The following is a 20,807-nucleotide window of genomic DNA, read 5'->3' as shown; positions in this document are numbered from 1 at the left end:
TATGACATCACAAGAAACAAAACCTAGAGACCATACTTACTTTCTGGAATATGTCAGGCATTTGGGGATGCTCCTTTTCGCAATTAGTATGACTACCCCTGTATTAGGACTGATTGTATTCGATGTTGAAACAGAAATTGTAGAAGGTGAAAAAGTGATGGAATCTCAATTGATTTGGGATAAACCTTTTCTTCCTTATGTAGCCGGTTTCTTGATATTAGTAATCCATTGGTTCAAGTTCGTCGAAGTACATCATTCGATGAGAACGACCAATCTCAATCAAATATTAATCACCTTTGGTTATTTCTTTCTACTGTGTCTCTATCCTTACTTTGAAATGAACATTGAGTTCACTTCAGAACAGCCTCATTCCAGAGCTATATTCAGTGGTGTATGGGGATTACTTGGCATCTTTTCATATTGGAAGCTACATCATGCAAAGAAAAACGATATGCTAAAAGAAGACATGACCAATGAAAGAATCAAAGTATTATCCAATGAAATTTTAGCTGACCCGATAGTAGCCATAGCTTGTGTAGGATTATCTTATGTGAGTTTCTTGGCATGGTTGGCAGGCATGGTTGCTTTAGTACCTATTGCCAATTATTTATTAGCAAGAACCAGTATTCGAGCTGGTCATTAATTTACAATCATGAAAAAGTCTTTCATCTGTATCATTTTTCTACTTCTTTCTAACTTCCTTTTCGCACAAGACGAAGAAATAGACGCTTCAAAACCAACAAACTTTTATACTCAATTGTATAACCATTTAGAATACAACTATTCTAAAAATGGAGCAGATACTTATGGGTATAGAGCGGAGTTTATGTTTGCCCCGAGTGAAGCACATCTAATATTGGCAGAGATGCCATTGTTACATAACACCGAAACGGGAAAAACAGGAATTGGAGATTTTAGAGCGAGATATTTTTATCTCCCATACAAGAATTACGACAAGTTCCTTGGTGCATTTGGTCCTTCGGTTGACATTTTTGCTCCAACTGGAAATTACGATAGCGGTTTAGGTACAGGATCATGGTTGATCCAGCCAGGTGTAACGGTAGGTTTGATGATTGCAGATTGGATTCAAGCCTTTCCAATTTTATCCTACCAATATACATCTTCTCCTGTAATTGAGCGCCCAGGTTTGTTTCAAGATCCTCAACATGGTATCTCTTTTCAAATAATCACACCGATTATTTTAAGTGAAAAGATGTTCCTACAGGTTACGCCAATTTATTCGGCAAGTAACATCAATCTGGAAAGAAACGACCGATATATACAAGAGTTTATTGCACAATATGCTTTGTCAGAAAAACTACAAATTAGCGGCTTTTATAGAGGTGTTTTTAAAGATGATAATCACACTGCTCGATTAGCCCTTGTAGTATTCCTTTAATCAGACATTAAAAACTTTAAATACAAAAGACCATGAGTGATATCAAAATGAATCCGTTGTTAAGCGTGAAGGATGGTGATTTATACATCGAAGACGTTAACACTGTAGAAATTGCTGAAAAGTTTGGTACTCCTTTATTTGTTGTATCAGAAAATATTTTAGTAAAAAACTATTTAGCCTTCCAAGATACTTTCCAGAAGTTTTACCCTGAAGGGCGTATTCGAGTAATGGCAGCCGTTAAGGCAAATCCAACAGTTGCAGTAAGAAGAGTACTTACTAAAGCGGGTTGTGGATGTGATACTTTTGGTGCTGGTGAATTGGAAACAGCTATCAGAGGAGGTGTGCCTTACGAAGATATTGCTGTTAACGGTTCTATCAAACCTGATAGTATCATTCGTAAAGCGATTGATCTAGGTATTCATATCGTTTTGGACAACAAGGATGAGTTGGGTACATGTGAAAGAATTGCTAAAGAATTAGGTAAAGAAGCACATGTGATGTTACGTATCAAGCCTTATATGAAAGACTTGGATGAGCCATCAGATTTCTTCCCAGCTCGATTGATTCGTGAGATGACTCAAACTGTAAAGTATGGTATCCCTACATCGGAAGTAAGAGAAATGTTACCTCAATTTGCAGATTGTCCAAATGTAAAATTAGTAGGAGTTCATACTCATGCGGGTCGTCACTCTAAGAAGCCAATTTTCTGGCAATCATTAGTACAATCAGTCGTAGATATGATCAAAGAAATCCATGATGGTATCGGTAATAACTGGTCACCTGAAATCGTATCTGTTGGTGGTGGTTTCCCTGCTGAAATGGATAAAGAATCTAGAGTAGCAGTAACGGATTATGAAACACCTCATATGGAAGATTTCGCGAAAGTAATTACTGAAACTTTCAGAAATGGAATGAAAGCAATTGGTCTTTCTTCTGACGGTGTGATTCTTGAAATCGAGCCTGGTCGCGCGATGTACAATGAAAGTGGTATCCACTTATTTAAGGTACATAACATGAAACACGAGACGGCAAATGGTATGGATTATCAATGGGCTGAAACAGATACATCAGAGACTTTTTTAAGTGTTGGTGGTTTGAACGTTGTTCCTCCATTTGATTTGGTAGCATGTAACAAAGCTGATAAAACATATGATACTCCTGTTGATGTAGTTGGTATTACTTGTAATTATGATTGTTTGGCAGAACAGTACAAAATGCCTCAATTAGAAAAAGGAGATACACTAGCTTTCTTAAATACAGGTTCATATATCGAGCCTTATACATGTAACTTTAATGCTTTACCTCGCCCCGGAATGGTGATGGTCAAAGGAGATACCGTTGAGTGGGTGAAAACGCCGGAGACGCAAGAAGAGGTATTCTCAAGACACGTTGTACCAGAAAGATTGAAAGATATCTAATTCGAAAAATATGCTATGAAAACATCATTAACCCAGGACATATGTTCTGGGCTATTGATGTCTTAATAACCTCTCTATTTGATTACTACTAAGAAGAGAATGAAAAAAATACTACTAAGTTTATGTTGGTTGCTGACATTGCCCGCTTTTGCTCACCATCCTGATAATGCTTCAGGAACTTTTGAGTTAGACTGGCACACAAGTCAGATTGATAAAACCATTGCTACAGGTGTGTTCCAAACTATGGGATTACGTGTGGATAACGATCCATCAAGAGCAGGTGTAAAGGAAGAAGGAGGAGAAAAAATACTTTATGGTATCGCCTTAGGATTTAGTATTGCAGATCAGTTTGCATTTGATATTGACCAACAAGTAAAAGTTACTGTTGAGTTGAATGCAAGTAATTTAAATGAGTTTTTCTATGCTTATGATAGAAATGGCGTAGTTGAATCGGTACATAGGGTGGAGATTCCAGAAGGTACAAAGGGGTGGCAAACCTATGAATTTGTATTAGACCGAGCTCGTTTTGCAAATAGAGGTTATAGTGAAACGGATTTCGCTATTTCAGCAGGATTAGATATGTCAAATAAGCTACTTTTTATTCGAGATATTCAGTTCGAATTGATAGGGAAAGCAGCTAACCATAATCCTACAGGTAATCTTCAGCTAAATATCTTTGAAAAGAAATCAAAAGAAAGAATTGCTGCTCAAATCGGTTTGTATGATGCTACAGGAAGAATGCCACTTCCAACTGAAAATGCTATTGAACTACAGTTTTTTGAAACAAAAGTAAGATCTGTTGAAATCAGAGAAGAACTAGATCAGATTAACTGGCCAAATAAGAATCACTATACGATGTATGTAGATGGTTTCTATCAGGCAAATATACCAGCAGGTAAGTATACTCTGGTAGTGATGAAAGGACCCGAATATCCCATACTTCAAAAAGAAATCGAAATTAAAGAAGGCAAAGAAAACCCGATCAATATTCATTTAGAACATGTATTGGATATGCCTTCTAAAGGTTGGTACTCTGGAGATGTACATAACCACTTTTCAAGACAGAATGCAACTGCAAACCCGAATCAAATCGCTCATGCAAGAGCTGCAGATTTACATATGCACTGGTTGTATGCTTTGGGTAATTCAGTAACTACTCATTTTGATCAATATGCTTGGGGTAAAGAAGGACAATACAAAGAAAAAGATTACTTCATCGCTTCGGGGCAAGAAGACCCAAGAACAGACTTTTTAGGTCATGTATTGGCAATGGGACAAAATGAATTTGTTCGTTACCCTGATGAATATTTCCATTATGATAAAGTATCAAAAGAAGTACATAAACAAGGAGGTGTATTTGGAGTGGCACATATGGACTTTGCACAGTTCCAACAAAATATTGCTTTGGCCATGTTGGCTCCTGAAAATGAAATCGACTTCGTTGAAATTTTCCAATACCACTCACTTAATCTAAATGATTGGTATGCGTTCTTAAACCTCGGTTTTAAACTCAGTGCAGCGGCAGGATCCGATTGGCCTTATATGTCATTACCAGGAGCTGTAAGAACCTTTGTAAAAGTGGATGAGTTTACTCCAGATGCCTGGAATAAAGCATTACAAGAAGGTAAGTCTTTCGTTTCAAATGGACCAATGATCGATTTTAATGTGAATGGTCAAGATATTGGATCTACTTTAAAAGTGAAGAAAGGAGAGAATTTATCGATCAAAGCAAAGGGATATATTGTTCCTAGTTGGGATCTATTGAAGTATGCAAGTATCATCGTTAATGGTGATGTTGTGAAGGAGGTCGAGCTAGAAAAAGGACAAAAAGAAATAGATATTGATTTAGAATTATCGGCAGATAAAAGCTGTTGGATAGCGATAAAAGTGCATGGTGAGAAAGCACATGATATTGTGTTCCAAAGTGACTTCACCAAAAGAGTCCAAGCCCACACTTCACCTATCTATGTTGAAGTAGACGGACAGCCTACTTGGTCGAAAGAAAAAGCACCTCAGATTATTGATATGCTGATCGAAAGAATGGATCAAGTGAAGGAAATGAAGTATGAACGTCATGATAATGAAGCTTGGGAAAGTCCTGATCGTACCGAAGAAATGCTGGATGCTTTTCGTCCTTATTTAAGAACATGGATCGATCAGACCAAAGAGTTTTATATCAATAGAAAGAAAGAAATTGTGAGACCATAAATGAACTAAACAAATGAGCACACAAGAAAAAATGAATTGGAAACCGTTAATCGTAATCATCTTATCGATGGTGATGATGTACATTACATCCTTTAGTATTAACGTATTGATTGGACCAATTGTACAGGAATTAAATTGGTCGGTTTCTGGATTGCAGATGGTGATTGTATCTGCTTCATTGATCGCAGGAACATTAATGGTGACAGCGGGTAGGTTAGGTGATAAAATAGGGAAGAAGAAAGTTTTTCTAATAGGTTCTATTATCTATACTATTGGTCTAACGATCGTAGTATTGGCTCCAAACTCTACAATTTTCAGTATTGCTTGGGCATTAATTTGGCCATTCGGTATGGTGATGGTTATTCCAACGTCCATTGCCTTGATTATGTACTTCTACGAAGGAGCTCAAAGAGCTTCAGCATTCGCAATATATGGTGCAGTATTATCAATTATTTCTGCATTGGCACCAGTAGTAGTAGGTTATTTAGCTTCGATTGTATCATGGAGAATAGCTTTAGGTTTATCGCCAGCATTTGGTGTTTTGACCGTCATTGCAGCATTTACATTGCCAGAAACAGAGAAAGATTCTTCGATCAAAATTGATATTGTATCTGTATTCCTATCTGTTATTGCTTTCGGTACTTTCTTGATCGCAACAACAATGGCTTCAGAGTTTGGATGGTTAATGGAAAAGAGACCGTTTGAAATTGGAGGAACAGTAATTCCTTTAGGTGGGTTATCGATTGTACCTATCATGTATGCGATTGCTGTTGTTTTATTGATCATTTTCTTCAAGAGAGGAGCAGCGTTAACAGCTAAAGGAGAAACTCCATTGTTAAGTGCTTCAATTCTAAAGAACATACCTTTCTCTATTGGTATGACCGTTCAAGCTTTATTGTACTTCTTAATTGCAGCCGTATTATTTACAGTCTCAGTTTTTGTACAATCAGCTGCAGGGTTAGATTCATTTGATACAGCTTTAACCACTTTACCCATTTCAATTGGTGTGGCATTCACAGCTTTTGGAACAGCGAGTTTAGGGGAGAAAATTTCTCCAAAACTAATTGTGATCGTTGGTTTTATTATCATTTTGGGAGGTTCATTCTTATTGACTCAACAAGCGTCAGTAGATATGAGTTGGACTTCTACAGCATCTGGAGCTTTAGTTTTCGGTATTGGTTGTGGATTGGTTATGGCTCAAATTGCAACATTAACGATGATCAAAGTACCTTCATCACAAGATGGAGAAGCATCAGGTTTGTCGGAAACAATGAAAGAAATTGTAGGGCAAGGATTCGCGATTGCCTTTGCTGGATCTATCTTATTTGGTTCTGTCTATTCTAATATGGTAGATGGGTATGAGACTACTGAAGAGTTACAACTTTCTTCTGCAGATAAAGAAGAAATTATCATAGAACTGGAAGATACCTTTATGGAAATAACTCCAGAGCAAGAAAAAGTTTGGGTGGAAGAAAACTTACCGGAAAAAACAAAGGCAGCTTACCAAGAGATAGTGAATAACTCAGCGGAAAAAGCTTTCCAAGATACGTTTTTAATAGTAAGTATTTTCACTGTGATTTCTTTACTCCTAAGTTTCTTTTTACCTGGTGAAAAACTAGGTGCAACTGAAGAAGAGACTACAGCATAATAACTACCCTATCATAAGCTTTGGATGTATTTCTTTAGGCTTATGATAGTATATTTTTTCACAATATAATTTCAGATAACTAATGAAAACATTCAAAGGAGTATCTATCATTGATACAGATTGTAAGAAAAAAGAATTTATTATTGGAGCTCCATTTTTAGGTGATGAATCTAGAGAGATCGAAGAAGTCTATGTAGAAGATTGGCATCAGTACCCGCTCGTTATTGTAAAAACAAGCCTAGGTGAACAACATTTTGCTGATGTAGCATTTGAAATGTTGTACGAAGAATAAACAATTTTTAAATAATACGATCCATTCAATCCACTCATTCAAAACTTATTATGAAATATCAAAAATTAGCATTCTTAAAGTCAGGAAGTCCAAAATCGGAAGAGGCCTATAATTTATTATTAGCAAAACATGAGAACTATTCTCCTGAAGATGCAGATGTAATTGTAGCCTTGGGCGGTGATGGCTTCCTACTACAGGTTCTGCATACTTATCCTCATTTAGATAAACCAATTTTTGGTATGAATCGAGGTACATTAGGATTCTTATTGAATGAGTATAAAGATGATGTTGATTTACTTGAAAGAATTAATCACTCGCAAGATGTTCATCTATGCCCGATTTCAGTAGATATTGAAGATGATCAAGGTGAGCATTTTCATTATAAAGCATATAATGAAGTATCTGTGATTAGATATTCTGGTCAGAGTGCTAATCTGCAAATTTCTGTGAATGGAAAAGTAACCTTAGAACATTTAAATGCAGATGGGGTTTTAGTGGCTACCCCTGCAGGAAGTACAGCATATAACTTCTCTGCTCATGGCCCTATTATTCCACTGAATGCAAATTTATTAGCACTAACACCAGTTTCGCCTTTTAGACCTAGAAGATGGAAAGGGGCATTATTACCCAACGATGTAACTATCGAAATTAAAAACTTAGATCCTACCAAACGCCCTATTGGAGCTGCGGCCGATTCTAAAGAAGTAAAGAATGCAGTTCATGCTAAAGTTTGGCAAGACAAAAAAGATACACGACACCTACTATTTGACCAAGATCAATCCTTAGAAGATAGAATAATGTTAGAACAGTTTAGTATCTGATTCATGGTAAACTCTAAATGGAATATTTGTTTCCTTCTGATTTTTTTGATTCCACTTTTTTCAGAAGGACAGGATAGTCTTTCTTGGCCTTTGGAAAGTTATCAGGATCGTCGATATAAAGAAAATTGGAAATTAGATGATTGGTCAGAAAGAAGATCAAGAGCACAAGATTGGTCTGATTTAATCAAGAATGTACCCCTTTCTAATAATCACAAGATATGGGCTTCTTTTGGTGGGCAAGTAAGATTACGTTATATGCCTACAGTAAATGAAGAGTTTATGTCTCAGAATTCTGGATTGTTCACTTTTAGAACAAGGGCACATGCTGACATTCACTTTGGAGACAATTTTAGAGTATTTGCCGAAGGTATTTATTCCAATACTACCAAAGATAATAGCGACCGTTTAGGAGCAGGAACACCCGTAACTGATGGTGCTTTTTTAAATCTCTTTGCAGAATATAGATTTGATCTCTATAACAATACATTTATGGGTGTATGGGCAGGTAGAAGAGAACTTCAAGGAGGGCATGAAAGGTTACTTTCACCAGGAAACTGGCTTATAACACGACGTTCTTTTGATGGGGCAGGGTTTTATGTGGGGAATAAAAGTGATAAGCTTGTTGCCTTTGTGAGCAAACCTGTCATTCCTGTTCCAGATGGATACACAACAAGAGATGAGAATACAACATTTTGGGGAGTAAGGTATGAATCTATGGATGTCGCTTACTCTACAACTGCTGGATTTGGAGTGCCAAGTTGGTCTTCTTTTGATCGTACCTATTTTGAACCTTACTTCTATGGCTTACATAGAAATAATGCTGTTTATGAAGAAGGAACTGCCAATGAACAAAGGTATACAGCGGGTTTTCTACTTGCAGGTCCTATCAAAAGAATCTTTAACTATGAAGTAGAAGCGATGTATCAATTTGGTTCCTTCGGAGATCAAAACATTAGTGCCTACTCAATCACAACAGAGTTTGGTGTCTCTTTTCCTAAAGTACCACTTCAACCTCATGTATGGGTAGGATTTGATTATTCTTCGGGAGATCAAAACAAAGGAGACAATACCCTAGGAACATTCAATCCACTTTTTCCACAAGTCGCTCAATTTTTTGGTGAACATGGAGCGATGGATAGAAAAAATCTGACATCTATTTCTGCAAATATTGATTTCACTGTTTTCAAGATTGTAAAATCGAGGTTGACCTATTGGAATTTTCAAAGGTCGAGCTTAAATGATGCGGTTTATAACACATCAAATGGTATATTAAGAACAGGGGAAAGTAATTCTAGAGATTTAGGTGATTCTATGCAATTGTCCTCAGTGATTACTTTAAACCGACATTGGGAGATTTGTGCAACTTATAATTTTTGGGTTCCTGGACAGTATTTCTGGGATACACAATCAGGAAATGCACATACTCAACATTTCTTTATGCTTACAACACAGTTTACCTTTTAATGGATAAAAGACCAGTAAAAATCAATCAAAAGTATTTTAAGGAGTTCTTCTCTGTATTATTTGGGGTGATGTTCGCCTTATTTATCGATACTATGTGGAGTAATCACGAGCATAGTGTATTAGCTGAAAAAGCAACCCATGATATCTTGTTAGAAGTAAAAGAAAACCATGACAAGATGGACTCTTTAATCACTAGACATGAAGCAACCCAAAAAAAGATCCGACATCTGATAAAAGTAATTGAAGAAGAATTAGATACTGTGAATGTCGATAATGATTTGTCATTAGAATTTGAGTTGATAGAAGATACCGCATGGGAAACGGCTCAAATTTCAGGAGCGGTGACCTATATAAAGTTGGAGAAACTTTCTAAATATAATTCACTCTATAAAATGCAGGCTCTTTATCTAAATTTTATAGAAAAGTTTATGGAGCACTCATTTACAGGAATGCAATTGTTGACAGAGAGAGAGAAATTGGGTCAAATGGACTATTTCATTGAAAATACATTAATGACAGAAAAACGATTACTACTACAGTACGAAAAAATATTAGAAGGTAAAAAATAGATGAAATCCATCTGTGTACATATCTTTCTTTTTGTTTTAAGTATCACTTTGTCAAAAGCACAAGTAGATTCTGTAGAACAAAAAGTGTATAAGAATAATATCTTACCTTCCCCTACATTTACTTACAGTCCAAGAACTGATGTAGTGTTGGGGTTATACTTGTTGTATCAGTTTAAGTTTGATAGAAAAGATCACAACACAAGGCCTTCAAATATCAATATCTATTACGGGTCTTCGTATAAAGGGCAAAATTATTTGTCTTCCGAGCATACGATTTTGACCAATCATGAACAATATTATTTCAAAGGAATTTTTGAATATAAAAAAACACCTGAAAAACTATATCGCTTAGGTCCAGATAGTCCAAATGAAGAATGGGTAAATGCAGAGTATCATTCAATTGAATTTAAAGAAAGGTTTTTGAAACAGATCCAGCCCAAAATATTTATGGGAGCAAGAATACGATCTATCAATATTTTTGATGTCTCTTACCAAAAAGAATCTGGTGAAGCCATTGAACCTCCACCAGAATTACCTTATGCAGATGGTGGTAGTTATTTAGGAATTGGCCCTGTATTTATGTGGGACAAGCGAAACAGTATTTTAACTCCTACTAAAAATTACTATCTAGATGTAGCGGCTGTTTTCTATAAAAGCTTAATGGATAAAGGTTCCTTTTTTATCTTAGAAATAGATGGAAGGAGATATCATGATTTAACAAATGACGGAAAGAATGTACTGGCTTATCATTTACTTTTTAAGTCCACTTTTGGCGATGTTCCGTTTCATGAGCTTTCTATGATTGGAGGAAAACAGATCTTACGAGGATATGAATTAGGACGATTTCGTGATGACCATGCCATACAGTTACAAGCCGAATTCAGAAAGAATATTATAGGAAGATTTGGTGCTACTGCTTTTGTTGGTACCGGAACTGTATTTGATGAATTCCAGGATTTTCAACACTTAAAGGCTGCTTTAGGAGGTGGGTTAAGGTTTAATATCAATAGAAAAGATCCAACGAATGTCAGAATTGATTTTGCTTGGAGTGTAACAGATTACAATAAAGGTTTGTATATCACATTGGGTGAGGCCTTTTAAAAATGTAAGGCTTGTCATCAAAAATATCGCGATAATTGATCAAATTGCAAGGAAAACTAATGACAACTTTATCGTGAACTACTTATGAAGTCAAAACACCTTATTATCACTGTATTCGCACAACTTTTATTTATAACGAATATTTGTGCTCAAGAACACCTTTACTTATTTAATCAAGTGGGGTATTATCCTAATGCAAAAAAAATAATTACAGTCAAAACAAACAGTCCAAAGAAATTTAAGATTCTATCTGAAGATTTAAGCAAGGTGGTACTTAAAGGAACAACTACAGATGTTGGACGTTGGAAGTATTCAGAGGAAAGCTATGGTACGATCGATGCTTCTTCCATTAAAAAAGGAGGAAAGTATATTATTGAATTGGAAGGAGAACAGGCTTCTTATCCATTCGAAATTGTAGAAAATGCAGGAGAAACCTCATTATTAGCTAGTATTCATGCTTTCTATTTACATCGATGCTCTTCTCCTATCTTGGAAAAATTTGATGCTAAATACGCAAGAAATGGAGGTCATGATGATACCAAAGTATTGATTCATCCTTCTGCATTAAGAAATGGTCAAGATCCATCGACCACTATTTCTGCACCAAAAGGGTGGTACGATGCAGGGGATTATAACAAGTATATTGTTAATTCAGGGATTACAACATACAGCATGTTATTAGCTTATGAGCAATACAATATTACTTTGGATCAATTAGATTATAGTATACCAAAAGAGGAAAGTACTTTACCGCATTATTTGGATCAAATAAAATGGAATTTGGATTGGATGATGAATATGCAAGACCCCGTGGATGGAGGAGTATACCACAAGCTGACCAATGCTAATTTTGATGGTTTTGTAATGCCCGATCATGCTCAGAAGAAACCTCGATATGTGATTCAGAAAACTACTGCAGCAGCATTAGACTTTTCTGCGGTGATGTCTGTGGCCGCTAGAACTCTAGGAAAATTCAATAAAGACCTAAAACAACAATATACGAGTGCAGCCGTAGCAGCTTATCAATGGGCATTAGAGAATAATAATATAATCTATGATCAGAATAAACTAAACGAACAGTATTCTCCTAAAATTACGACGGGTGCATATGACGACAAGTATTTAGCAGACGAGTTTAATTGGGCTGCAGTCGAACTTTATATTTTAACAGGTGCAGAGAAATATTATGAAAAAGTAGATTGGAAGAAAGGAAAGTATAACCAAGTACAATCTTGGAGTAATGTTTCTTATTTACCAATATACTCGTTATTACTTCATCAAAAGGAATTAAAAACCTTACCAAAGGCAGATCTTAATTACGTAGAGAATATCGTACTGAAGAAAGCCAATGCCTTGATAAAAGAATATGAGCAATCGCCGTTGAAAGTATCCATGGGACAATTAGAAAGTGATTTCGTTTGGGGATCTAATAGCGTGGCTAGTAACCAAGGGATGTTACTCTTGAATGCTTATACCATTTCAAAAAATAAAAAATACTTAGAAGCTACAATAGCATTATCTGATTACATTTTAGGAAGAAATGCATTAGACTTGTGTTTTTTGACTGGTTTTGGTAGAGAATACCCAATGAACCCTCATCATAGGTTGTCATCTGCAGATGGTATCAAAGAGCCTGTACCAGGTTTTTTAATTGGAGGACCGCAAAATAATAGTAATCACGATGGTTGTAATTATTCTTCAAATTTACCTGCGACAAAATATATTGATGAGGAGTGTAGTTATTCGACCAATGAAATTGCAATTAATTGGAATGCATCTTTTGTGTATATGATGTCTGGAATCAACAATTATTTTAATCAGAAAAAGAAATAAACTTATAAATAAGTGAGAAAAAGACTTCGAACCCATAAGTCTTTTTCTTAATGAAACTAAATAATTCGAACGATTGAATAATAAAGCCGTTACTATTATTACAAACTCTCTTTGTTCAATGTAGACCTTAAAAGTCATGAAAAGATTAATAATAAATATCGTATTGGGTTTATGCTTTGGTTTCATTTTCACCTCTTGTGGAGGAAGAAATATCAACAGTGTAGTACCAAAAAGTACATCATTTGAATTTTCTCATGGAAGTGAACCAAGGTTAATTAAAGGACAAGTAAAAGACACCCTAATTACAACAATATATGTTCCTGGTAAGATTGTCTCTTTGGATGTAGAGATGCCTTACAAGAACGATTATTTACAGATAAATCTAGCAGAAAAAACAAAATCTCATTTCGAAGAGCAAGTACACAGCAGTTTACTTAGAAACAGAACGTACATGAATGTAAAAGGAAATGATGAGGCTGTAGTTTACTTAAATCCTGATGTTCTAAATGAATGGGAGGAAGGTAGACACTCTTTAACATTTGCTGTTTTAGATGAGAAAAACACATTTAAACAGATCGATTTATATGTAAATATTATTTCAAAATAACGCTTAAGATATCATTTAACCATTTATCATTATTACTATGAAAAAGATTCTAATTTCAGTACTTACTTTATTCACTTTAGTTTTTGCGTCGTCTTGTTCTAAAGATAACCCAACACCGAAAAATTCACCTACAATTAATTGTAAGACCATAGGTATATCTACTGCACAAGGTAATTTCACAAGAGGTATTTCTTTTGATGTACATGTACCTAATCAAGTAGAAAACTTAGTAGTTACGTTCCCTACTCTGGCAGGGCATGAAAATATCGTCAATTTGGCATTACCACCACAAGACCAAGAAGAATTTGAAGCACATGATATTTTACTATCTGGCAAAGTATATTTAGATGTTAAAGGAGCAAAATATGTGAACGTTGAAGTTCCTATGGAATATTTGAATAACCTGAAGCCAGGTGGATATCAAGTGATTCTTCAAGTAGAAGATAACAAACATGCAGCGGCAAAACATACAGTCGATTTAGCAATTAGTTCAAACTTGAATTAAGAGAACTTAATTTGATAATAAGGATGGATGCTTACAATAGGTAGGTGTCCATTTTTTTTGATATAGATCAATGTATTTTAAATAAAAGTTGGAATTTAAACAACATTTATTTTATTGAAGTCGTATACAATGTTACTACTATAGTTTACAATTACAAAAAATACTATTGTTGTTTATGAAACATATACTATACTTTATTGTTGGTGTTCTATCAATTTTTGCATTTTCATGTTCAAAAGATGAGCCACAGGCAAATTTACCTGCTAAAGCTCAAGCTACCTTAAGTGGAATAGATCATAATGCATTAGAATTAGTTTTAGAAAATAGATCAGAGAATCCGCCAGCTGAGGTTGATTATAAGTGGAATTGGGGAGATTCTGAAGAGTTTACCTCTGATAATAATATCAACGTATCTCATACTTATGGAACTCCTGGTGAATATACTGTCACATTAAAAATGATTGATATTGCCATTGATCAAGAAGTATCTTCAGTAACATATGATGTTACAATTGGTGAAGAGGTAAATGAGAATGGTATTCAAATTCAATTCAATCAATTGGAAGCAGGAGCATGGGATTACTCATTAAATTGGGAATATGTTCAAGGTTCTGAACCCAATCATGTTAAGGAAATGTATGTTAGTTTGGCAACTGATGAAGCATTTACCCAGTTATTAAACCCACTAAGAGGCATTGAAGTAGGGGCAATTGGGGAGGAAATAAAAGTAGAACCTTCTCAAGGCTTTGATGTTAATAATTTAGCTTCAGAGAGCACTTACTATTTCAAAATTAGATTTGTTGATATTTATGATCAACCTTCTGAGTACACAGTTGAATTGAATACAAGGAAAGTCGAAAAACCAACAATACGATTGGAAAATACAACGAATATGGTCCGTGTGTTTGTTCAGTCTAATAACCTAGTAAATAAATTAAACAAGGATTTTAATGAGATAATTGTTACTCCTAGTATAGATCTAGAGTTATTTGAAAAATCTGAAGACGGACTATCATTAACCTATTACAAGAATATTCAGGAGACAATCATTTTTGATGTTGAAGAGCAAGCTTATAATAGAGTTACAGTAGAAAAAGCAACAAGTTCTGATGGTATTCCTACGGGGTCTAAATCGTTATATTTTTCTCAGTCGGAGAATGGTCCATTAACAGAGATTTCTAAAGTAAGTTCTTTTGTAGAAGGAGGTAAAAGGTTCATATATATTGGCGATGAAGAGAATATTAGCACTACGTCAGCAGTCGGTATCTATTTTGAATTGAATGAGTCTTCTATTAAGAAAGGTGAAGTGATCGCGTTGAATTCTTCAAATACATTTGTGGTTACTGATGAAACTAATGGAGCACAAATAAGTTTGGAAGCGAACCCAGATGGTATAGAATCTTTCGGTTTAAGAATTATTGAAGAGGAAGAAAATACCTTTGATGCAGCTGTAGAATCAACTTCTAAAGAGAATGGGAAAAATCACTTGCTTTATTTTTCTCAACAAGATATTGCACCTAATGTAGAAGTGATGATCAACCAATTGATATTTCAGGTCAATAAATAAAAAAAAGTTCACTTGGTAATTATTACCAAGTGAACTTTTTTTTATCTAAACCAATTGCTACCAATGGTTAAATACCAAGCCCAAATTTCAGGGCCTTTTGCCACATCTATACCGGCATGGAGACCATAATCACTAGCTATTAAGTATCGGAATCCGCCACCTCCAGCAACTTTAGGATCTCCAAAGTCGAAAGCATTAATTTTTGGAGCAACAAATCCTGCTCCTACAAATCCTACAGCACTCCATCTTTTAAATACTTGCCATCTCCATTCTGTTTCTAGTGTTAAGGCATTATGTTCTTGATACCTCAAAGCAGGGATACCCCTTAATGATACAAATGGTAATTCATAAAAAGGAACATTGTCTCCCCATTTGCTATCAAACTTTACTCTATAACCAGAGAAGAGTTTTTCTTTGACGATCGGTTGATAGAAATAAGTACGGTGACTAAAGTTCCAATAGTCGTTATCCCCACCCAATGCTTTGGCAAAAATACCAAACTCAGTGGCAGTCATTATCCCTTTAAAAGGTGTAAAAGTATTATTCCTAGTATCCCACATGGCTACTACATTCATTCCTCCAAGGTTGGTTTCATCCTGTAGAGGTTCTACTTCTGGAATTTGCGTATCGAAGGTAATATTGTTATTGAAGTACACATAGTTTAATCCAGTGAAAAAAGGAAGCTTTGCAACAGGTCGAAATAAAAACTCCTGAAAAGTAAGAAACCCTTTCATGTTGAAAGCATATTTATCTTCAGAAATAAGTCCTGCACCATAAAATGTAAGGTTAATGTTCATATAGCCCAAAGCACCTGTATACCTTAACCGGTCATTAAGGTAAGACCCTTGGTGTGCTAACATCGTTACCCAAGTTCCATTTTCTGTATACATGCCAGCAACTGCTGTCAATACTGGTGGTAGGTTTTTACTGTTTTCAAAGTTATTTTCCCCTTCCTCTACTACTCTTTCTTTTTGATTACCATGAAAGTAGATACCAGCAAGTCCTCCACCAAAACCTACAGCAGGTTCAGTGATAACAATCGGAACAGGTAAGAAGCCGTATCCTGCATTTAGAAAACCACTTACATCAATAGCATGGTCGGTGGAATCGATAAAATATTCTTGAAATTTGCTTTGTGCTTTGATAAGCGTCGTCGACCCTAACAGAATACACAGAAGAAAGAAAGTTTTGTTCATATTGAAGTAAAACAATTAGGCAAAATGAATGATAAAGAGGAGGTATAAAGATAATCAACTATTAGAGATAAAAAATGCCTTTTCGTGATTTAGAAAAGGCATTGAATGTGTTTATTTATTTTGTTGTGATTGAATTCTTTTTTGATGATGGGACATAATATCAAAGGAGATGACAATGGCCTTACATGATAATGAAGCAATTTTAATACAATTAGAAAATATAGATTTCATGATTATTATTAATTATATAAATAGTATAGTATATTGTTTTTTACGTTGTTAGTCGAACGATTGTTCAATTTAATTAATACTTTTAACATTAATTACCTAAATGATGCAAACAAACCGAGTAAAGCTTTCATTACTAACCGAAGTCGATTTAGATGAACTGATAGTATTATTTAAAGAGCCTCATGTTATGGATTTCATCTTTCCAATGATTGATTTATCAGATGAGGAAAGAAAGAAAACACTTCAATCTAAAATAAAAGAGATAGAAACTGATGTGGGGTATTTCTGGACTGTTCGAGACCCAAAAACTAATGAATTAATGGGAATTGTCAATTTAAATCCAATACCAAGAACTCCTGAGAAGATGCAAATTGGTTGGATTTTCAGCCCACGTTTTGGTGGGAAAGGTTTAGCCTATGAAGCTTCAAAATTGATATTTGACTATGGAGCTAACATCAAAAAAGTATCCCCAATATATGCTGTCATTGAAGAAGGGAATTTACCTTCTGTAAAGCTTGCCAATAAGCTAGGTCTTACTTGGTTTGACTATTATATGGAAGAGGATCTTAAGGTCAATCTATATAAATGGGAAGTATAAAAAAGTCCACCTATGTATAATGAAGCATAGGTGGACTTTATTTTATTACAGACTAAAGCTTATTTACTTTTTTTGTCTTTTTTCTTCTTGTCTTTTCCTTTACCAAGTTTAATGCTGTAGTCGTCGATATTTCCTTCGATACGGACAGCAACGTACTTACCTCCGTCATCTTTTTGGATTTCGTCTTCTTCATCATCTTTCTTTTTCTTACCTCCTGTAAGTGTATTCCAAGCCACTGATCGAACAAGTTTAAATGGTACCTCTACCATATACTTCATGTTCATATCCAAGTGTTGCTCGCCCGTAAGATAAATTTGTCCTATGGTAGAGGCGATATCCATTCTTGGAATATAGAAAACACCATCTTTAACAGTGAAGTTATTTTCTACCTTATCGAAACGGATATTACTCATATCTTTATTACCAAAGTAACGAGCCATTGCTTCTAATGGACCAAAGTTAACAATACGTCCATTTTCTAAAGTCATATTAATATCTGCTGTAGTATGAGCTATATCTATAGTCAGATCATCATTTAAGCGAGCATTGGCCTTCATGGTACTATTTAAGATGCCATCAAAGTTTTTAGAGACATTGATCTTTTCACCTTCGTACTCTACTTCAAAATCAATTTTAGATAAATCGACATTTTTAAGTACGGCATCACCATCAAGGGTTACATTTTTAGGATCCTTCATATTTGCTAGGCCGGACATTTTCATGTTACCGATATCACCTAACTGTACTGAAATACCATCTAGTTTAACGGTCTGATCTCTCGAAGTAGATACTTTTCCATCAAAGTTTTTAATGTGCATATCCATTAACAGCATCTGTTTTACTTTTACATCTAATTCTAAATCAGGATACTTGATCGCAAAAATGTCAACAGGTTCTTCTTCTTGTATTTCAGTAGAACGAGAGGAAGATGACTCGGCATAGGTTTCTTCAGGTAGTGTCAGTTTTAGTAGCTCGTTAAAGTTTAGCATTTTGGCATCTACCTGGAACTTACCACTAAAGTCTTTTCTTGTGCTATCAGAAACGTTGTATAATTGAGCATTGAATGTCATATCACTTTGTCCAACTTTACCTGTAAAGTCATTCAGCATAATATTATCCCCTTGCTTCACCAATTCAAATTTAAAATCTCTAAATAGAAGTGGAGTGATACTTAAACGCCATTTCAAACCTTTCATCCAAATTTTAAAATCAGGTACTTTTTTACCAGAAAACAATTCTTGGTTGATAATATCAACACCCCCTTGAATTTGGAAGTTATTCATTTTTTCATCCTTAAATGTCTTTGGCACCAATAGAGAATCTCCGTATGTAAAGAAATCAACTACTCGCATAGAGCTTGAACGAATGTCAAATCCCGCATGAATTTGAATTGTTGAATCCTTGTAAATTACTCCATCATAGTTATCAAAGCCACCTCTGAAATAGAAATCTGATTTACCTATGTTTCCTTTTAAGTGATCGATACCAAGTGCTTTTGGAGTAATACCCATTAAACCAGAAACATTATGTATAGGCTGGAACTTGTCGAAGGATGTTTGAAGATTATTGATCGTTAATTTACCATAAGGTACGATCTTATAATTTTTTAAACTCTTACTGTTCGTTTCTAATGTAAAGTCGATATCAATATCATGTAAATTGTCAGCTAATGCGGCTGCAGCAGTATCTTGATACATCAAAAGTTCTTTTACTAAGAAGTGCTTCGACTGTAATTTTACATCAGCTTTAATATCAGTATCCATTCCTAATACATAGAAAATCAGGTTATCGATATTACCGTTGAATTTAAAATCACTCCCCGCCATATTTGCGGATAAATCTTTAATACCTAGGTGGTTTTCCCAGATATAGAAAATACCGTTGATATTTTTAGGTACTAAACCTGTTGGTACGTGTCTAACATAGACATCATCAATTTTCAGATATATTTTTTGTGAATTCTTTCCCGTTTGTAAGAATTGCTTTTTCTCTACATCAATATCATACTTTACTTTCGCATTGAAAGTGATTTTACCACCAAGACTATCAAAAGGAATATCTGTTAATAGGTCGTCGAAGCTTTCAAGAGAAAGATTAGCATCCCAATCTAATTCGATGTGTGGTTGTTTGATACCATTGGTAACATCCAAGCTTCCTCTAGTGTATCCATTCGTTGTTTCTAGGTTAAACTTATCTAAATGGAATTGCAGTTGAGATAAATCTGTTGAATCTCCAGTATTCAATGAGGCAGTAAAACTAAAATCTTTTACCCCATACGGTGTTTTTAAACTCTGAAGCGTAAATTTATCTAGACGAACGTTGGCCACAACTTTTGGTAAAGTAGCTTTAGATTTACCTGTAATCTTAGCATCGAATTCTAAACCACCCAAAGTACTCGAGTAGCTTTCTTTAATTTTTTCAACATCCATTTTACCATTAGCCAATAGGTTAACGATGTTCAGGTCTTTTTGGGATGCTTTTATATTAATATCAAGGTCGAGATCATTAGGGATATCTACTGTACCATCAAGATCAAACTCAGCTCCTTCAATAGCCATATGGCATTTTTGGATATTGATGATCTTTTGAAGGCGGTCAAAACTTAGATTTGTTTTCATTTCTAAGTGTTTATTACGCCACATCAATTTTTCTTTGTCTTTGATGCCAAGTAATTCAACATTGACATTTAAAGTATTTGAAATAATATTCTCATTATACGTCAATGAAGTTTTGATCTTATTGACCTGCATTCCAATACCTTTTTCAGTCAGTCCATTGTAAGCAATCACTTTGATGTTCTTAAGGGAGAACTTATCCAATTGCACCGCAAAAGCAGGAGGAGCCGCTGTTGTAGTATCTGCAGGCTCTTCAACTTGTGTTGTGTCTGTAAGATCAATACCTAATGCATTCGTTAAGTTGAAGGTACTGTCTTTATAAGAAAGTAAATTCAATTCGCCATCATGTAGTTTGATCGCTCCGATTTTTACATCGCCTTCAATCAAGGCAACGACATCAATAGATACAAAGAACTTATTTAACGCTGCAATAGGTCTCCCTTCTTCAGCTTCTGTTCTTATCGCTGCTTTCTTTTCATGATAGACAATACTATCTAACTGGAGAGTGAAATTGGGGAAATCTTCAAACGGGGCAATACCAATTTGCCCTATTTGTAAATCACCATTTTGTTCTTGATTGACGGCTTCAATAACTTTTGCCTTAATGGTAGCTCTATTAGCATAAAATAAAATGACGCCAATAATGAGTATCGCGAAAACGCCTAAAAGAGTAAAACCGAACCATTTTGCCAGTTTCTTTCCAATGCTGCTTTTTTGTTTCACAGTATAATATTT

General features: G+C 35.0%; 17 protein-coding genes. 15 read left to right on the top strand and 2 right to left on the bottom strand.

The genetic code is table 11. From position 1 onward, the window contains the following. Nucleotide 1: 1 nt before the first annotated feature. The 14 genes from QL232_RS24300 to QL232_RS24235 all read left to right on the top strand — a co-directional run bounded on the left by QL232_RS24300 (nt 2) and on the right by QL232_RS24235 (nt 15,432). Nucleotides 2-643 carry a TMEM175 family protein gene (locus tag QL232_RS24300; RefSeq protein ID WP_168882060.1) on the top strand — a complete coding sequence of 214 codons (642 nt, stop codon included), beginning with the start codon at nt 2-4 and terminating at the stop codon, nt 641-643. A gap of 9 nt (nt 644-652) precedes the next feature. Continuing rightward, nucleotides 653-1,399: a hypothetical protein gene (locus QL232_RS24295; RefSeq protein WP_168882059.1), complete on the top strand. Its 747-nt coding sequence runs from the start codon at nt 653-655 to the stop codon at nt 1,397-1,399. Between the two features lie 32 nt (nt 1,400-1,431). After that, complete coding sequence (locus QL232_RS24290; protein ID WP_281616123.1) at nt 1,432-2,817, top strand: alanine racemase; 1,386 nt, start codon at nt 1,432-1,434, stop codon at nt 2,815-2,817. 99 nt (nt 2,818-2,916) lie between these two features. Further along, nucleotides 2,917-5,025 (top strand): CehA/McbA family metallohydrolase, encoded by a 2,109-nt coding sequence (locus tag QL232_RS24285; RefSeq protein WP_281616122.1) that lies wholly within the window; start codon nt 2,917-2,919, stop codon nt 5,023-5,025. Between the two features lie 13 nt (nt 5,026-5,038). After that, complete coding sequence (locus QL232_RS24280; protein ID WP_281616121.1) at nt 5,039-6,673, top strand: MFS transporter; 1,635 nt, start codon at nt 5,039-5,041, stop codon at nt 6,671-6,673. An 82-nt stretch (nt 6,674-6,755) separates the two neighbouring features. Beyond that, a complete protein-coding gene (locus QL232_RS24275; RefSeq protein WP_281616120.1) occupies nt 6,756-6,965 on the top strand; it encodes a hypothetical protein in 210 nt (69 codons plus the stop codon). Between the two features lie 50 nt (nt 6,966-7,015). Next, the gene (locus QL232_RS24270; RefSeq protein ID WP_281616119.1) at nt 7,016-7,786 is read left to right on the top strand and encodes an NAD kinase; all 771 of its coding nucleotides are present in this window, start codon (nt 7,016-7,018) and stop codon (nt 7,784-7,786) included. Nucleotides 7,787-7,789: 3 nt separating this feature from the next. Then, the gene (locus tag QL232_RS24265; protein ID WP_281616118.1) at nt 7,790-9,250 is read left to right on the top strand and encodes an alginate export family protein; all 1,461 of its coding nucleotides are present in this window, start codon (nt 7,790-7,792) and stop codon (nt 9,248-9,250) included. Beyond that, complete coding sequence (locus QL232_RS24260) at nt 9,250-9,819, top strand: hypothetical protein (protein WP_168882053.1); 570 nt, start codon at nt 9,250-9,252, stop codon at nt 9,817-9,819. Before QL232_RS24265 ends, QL232_RS24260 begins: the two co-directional genes overlap by 1 nt. Next, nucleotides 9,820-10,920, top strand: a complete 1,101-nt coding sequence (locus QL232_RS24255) for a BamA/TamA family outer membrane protein (protein ID WP_281616117.1) — start codon at nt 9,820-9,822, stop codon at nt 10,918-10,920. Between the two features lie 84 nt (nt 10,921-11,004). Continuing rightward, nucleotides 11,005-12,753 carry a glycoside hydrolase family 9 protein gene (locus QL232_RS24250; protein WP_281616116.1) on the top strand — a complete coding sequence of 583 codons (1,749 nt, stop codon included), beginning with the start codon at nt 11,005-11,007 and terminating at the stop codon, nt 12,751-12,753. Nucleotides 12,754-12,889: 136 nt separating this feature from the next. After that, nucleotides 12,890-13,360, top strand: a complete 471-nt coding sequence (locus QL232_RS24245) for a hypothetical protein (RefSeq protein ID WP_281616115.1) — start codon at nt 12,890-12,892, stop codon at nt 13,358-13,360. 37 nt (nt 13,361-13,397) lie between these two features. Continuing rightward, the gene (locus tag QL232_RS24240) at nt 13,398-13,865 is read left to right on the top strand and encodes a hypothetical protein (protein ID WP_281616114.1); all 468 of its coding nucleotides are present in this window, start codon (nt 13,398-13,400) and stop codon (nt 13,863-13,865) included. Nucleotides 13,866-14,040: 175 nt separating this feature from the next. Further along, on the top strand, nt 14,041-15,432 hold the full coding sequence (locus tag QL232_RS24235) for a PKD domain-containing protein (protein ID WP_281616113.1): 1,392 nt from the start codon (nt 14,041-14,043) through the stop codon (nt 15,430-15,432). 41 nt (nt 15,433-15,473) lie between these two features. Here the strand turns inward: QL232_RS24235 and QL232_RS24230 are convergent, their stop codons facing one another. Next, on the bottom strand, nt 15,474-16,628 hold the full coding sequence (locus tag QL232_RS24230; protein ID WP_281616112.1) for a BamA/TamA family outer membrane protein: 1,155 nt from the start codon (nt 16,626-16,628) through the stop codon (nt 15,474-15,476). A 331-nt stretch (nt 16,629-16,959) separates the two neighbouring features. Between QL232_RS24230 and QL232_RS24225 the strand changes: the two genes are divergently transcribed. Beyond that, nucleotides 16,960-17,457, top strand: coding sequence for a GNAT family N-acetyltransferase (locus QL232_RS24225; RefSeq protein ID WP_281616111.1), 498 nt, complete (start codon nt 16,960-16,962; stop codon nt 17,455-17,457). Nucleotides 17,458-17,516: 59 nt separating this feature from the next. Here QL232_RS24225 and QL232_RS24220 read toward each other — a convergent pair whose 3' ends face one another. After that, complete coding sequence (locus QL232_RS24220; RefSeq protein WP_281616110.1) at nt 17,517-20,795, bottom strand: AsmA-like C-terminal region-containing protein; 3,279 nt, start codon at nt 20,793-20,795, stop codon at nt 17,517-17,519. Between the last annotated feature and the right edge of the window lie 12 nt (nt 20,796-20,807).

This window comes from Flammeovirga sp. SubArs3 (assembly GCF_947387565.1).
Taxonomy (GTDB): domain Bacteria; phylum Bacteroidota; class Bacteroidia; order Cytophagales; family Flammeovirgaceae; genus Flammeovirga; species Flammeovirga agarivorans.
The sequence above is the reverse complement of the archived record's forward strand: the minus strand, read 5'-3'. Positions and strand labels throughout refer to the sequence as shown.

Excerpts from the sequence above, each read along its gene's own strand:
- QL232_RS24270 (WP_281616119.1), top strand. The coding sequence starts at position 7,016 with ATGAAATATCAAAAATTAGCATTCTTAAAGTCAGGAAGTCCAAAATCG.
- QL232_RS24265 (WP_281616118.1), top strand. The coding sequence starts at position 7,790 with ATGGTAAACTCTAAATGGAATATTTGTTTCCTTCTGATTTTTTTGATT.
- QL232_RS24300 (WP_168882060.1), top strand. The coding sequence starts at position 2 with ATGACATCACAAGAAACAAAACCTAGAGACCATACTTACTTTCTGGAA.
- QL232_RS24245 (WP_281616115.1), top strand. The coding sequence starts at position 12,890 with ATGAAAAGATTAATAATAAATATCGTATTGGGTTTATGCTTTGGTTTC.
- QL232_RS24230 (WP_281616112.1), bottom strand. The coding sequence starts at position 16,628 with ATGAACAAAACTTTCTTTCTTCTGTGTATTCTGTTAGGGTCGACGACG.
- QL232_RS24250 (WP_281616116.1), top strand. The coding sequence starts at position 11,005 with ATGAAGTCAAAACACCTTATTATCACTGTATTCGCACAACTTTTATTT.
- QL232_RS24275 (WP_281616120.1), top strand. The coding sequence starts at position 6,756 with ATGAAAACATTCAAAGGAGTATCTATCATTGATACAGATTGTAAGAAA.
- QL232_RS24260 (WP_168882053.1), top strand. The coding sequence starts at position 9,250 with ATGGATAAAAGACCAGTAAAAATCAATCAAAAGTATTTTAAGGAGTTC.
- QL232_RS24235 (WP_281616113.1), top strand. The coding sequence starts at position 14,041 with ATGAAACATATACTATACTTTATTGTTGGTGTTCTATCAATTTTTGCA.
- QL232_RS24290 (WP_281616123.1), top strand. The coding sequence starts at position 1,432 with ATGAGTGATATCAAAATGAATCCGTTGTTAAGCGTGAAGGATGGTGAT.
- QL232_RS24285 (WP_281616122.1), top strand. The coding sequence starts at position 2,917 with ATGAAAAAAATACTACTAAGTTTATGTTGGTTGCTGACATTGCCCGCT.
- QL232_RS24225 (WP_281616111.1), top strand. The coding sequence starts at position 16,960 with ATGATGCAAACAAACCGAGTAAAGCTTTCATTACTAACCGAAGTCGAT.
- QL232_RS24280 (WP_281616121.1), top strand. The coding sequence starts at position 5,039 with ATGAGCACACAAGAAAAAATGAATTGGAAACCGTTAATCGTAATCATC.
- QL232_RS24255 (WP_281616117.1), top strand. The coding sequence starts at position 9,820 with ATGAAATCCATCTGTGTACATATCTTTCTTTTTGTTTTAAGTATCACT.
- QL232_RS24295 (WP_168882059.1), top strand. The coding sequence starts at position 653 with ATGAAAAAGTCTTTCATCTGTATCATTTTTCTACTTCTTTCTAACTTC.
- QL232_RS24240 (WP_281616114.1), top strand. The coding sequence starts at position 13,398 with ATGAAAAAGATTCTAATTTCAGTACTTACTTTATTCACTTTAGTTTTT.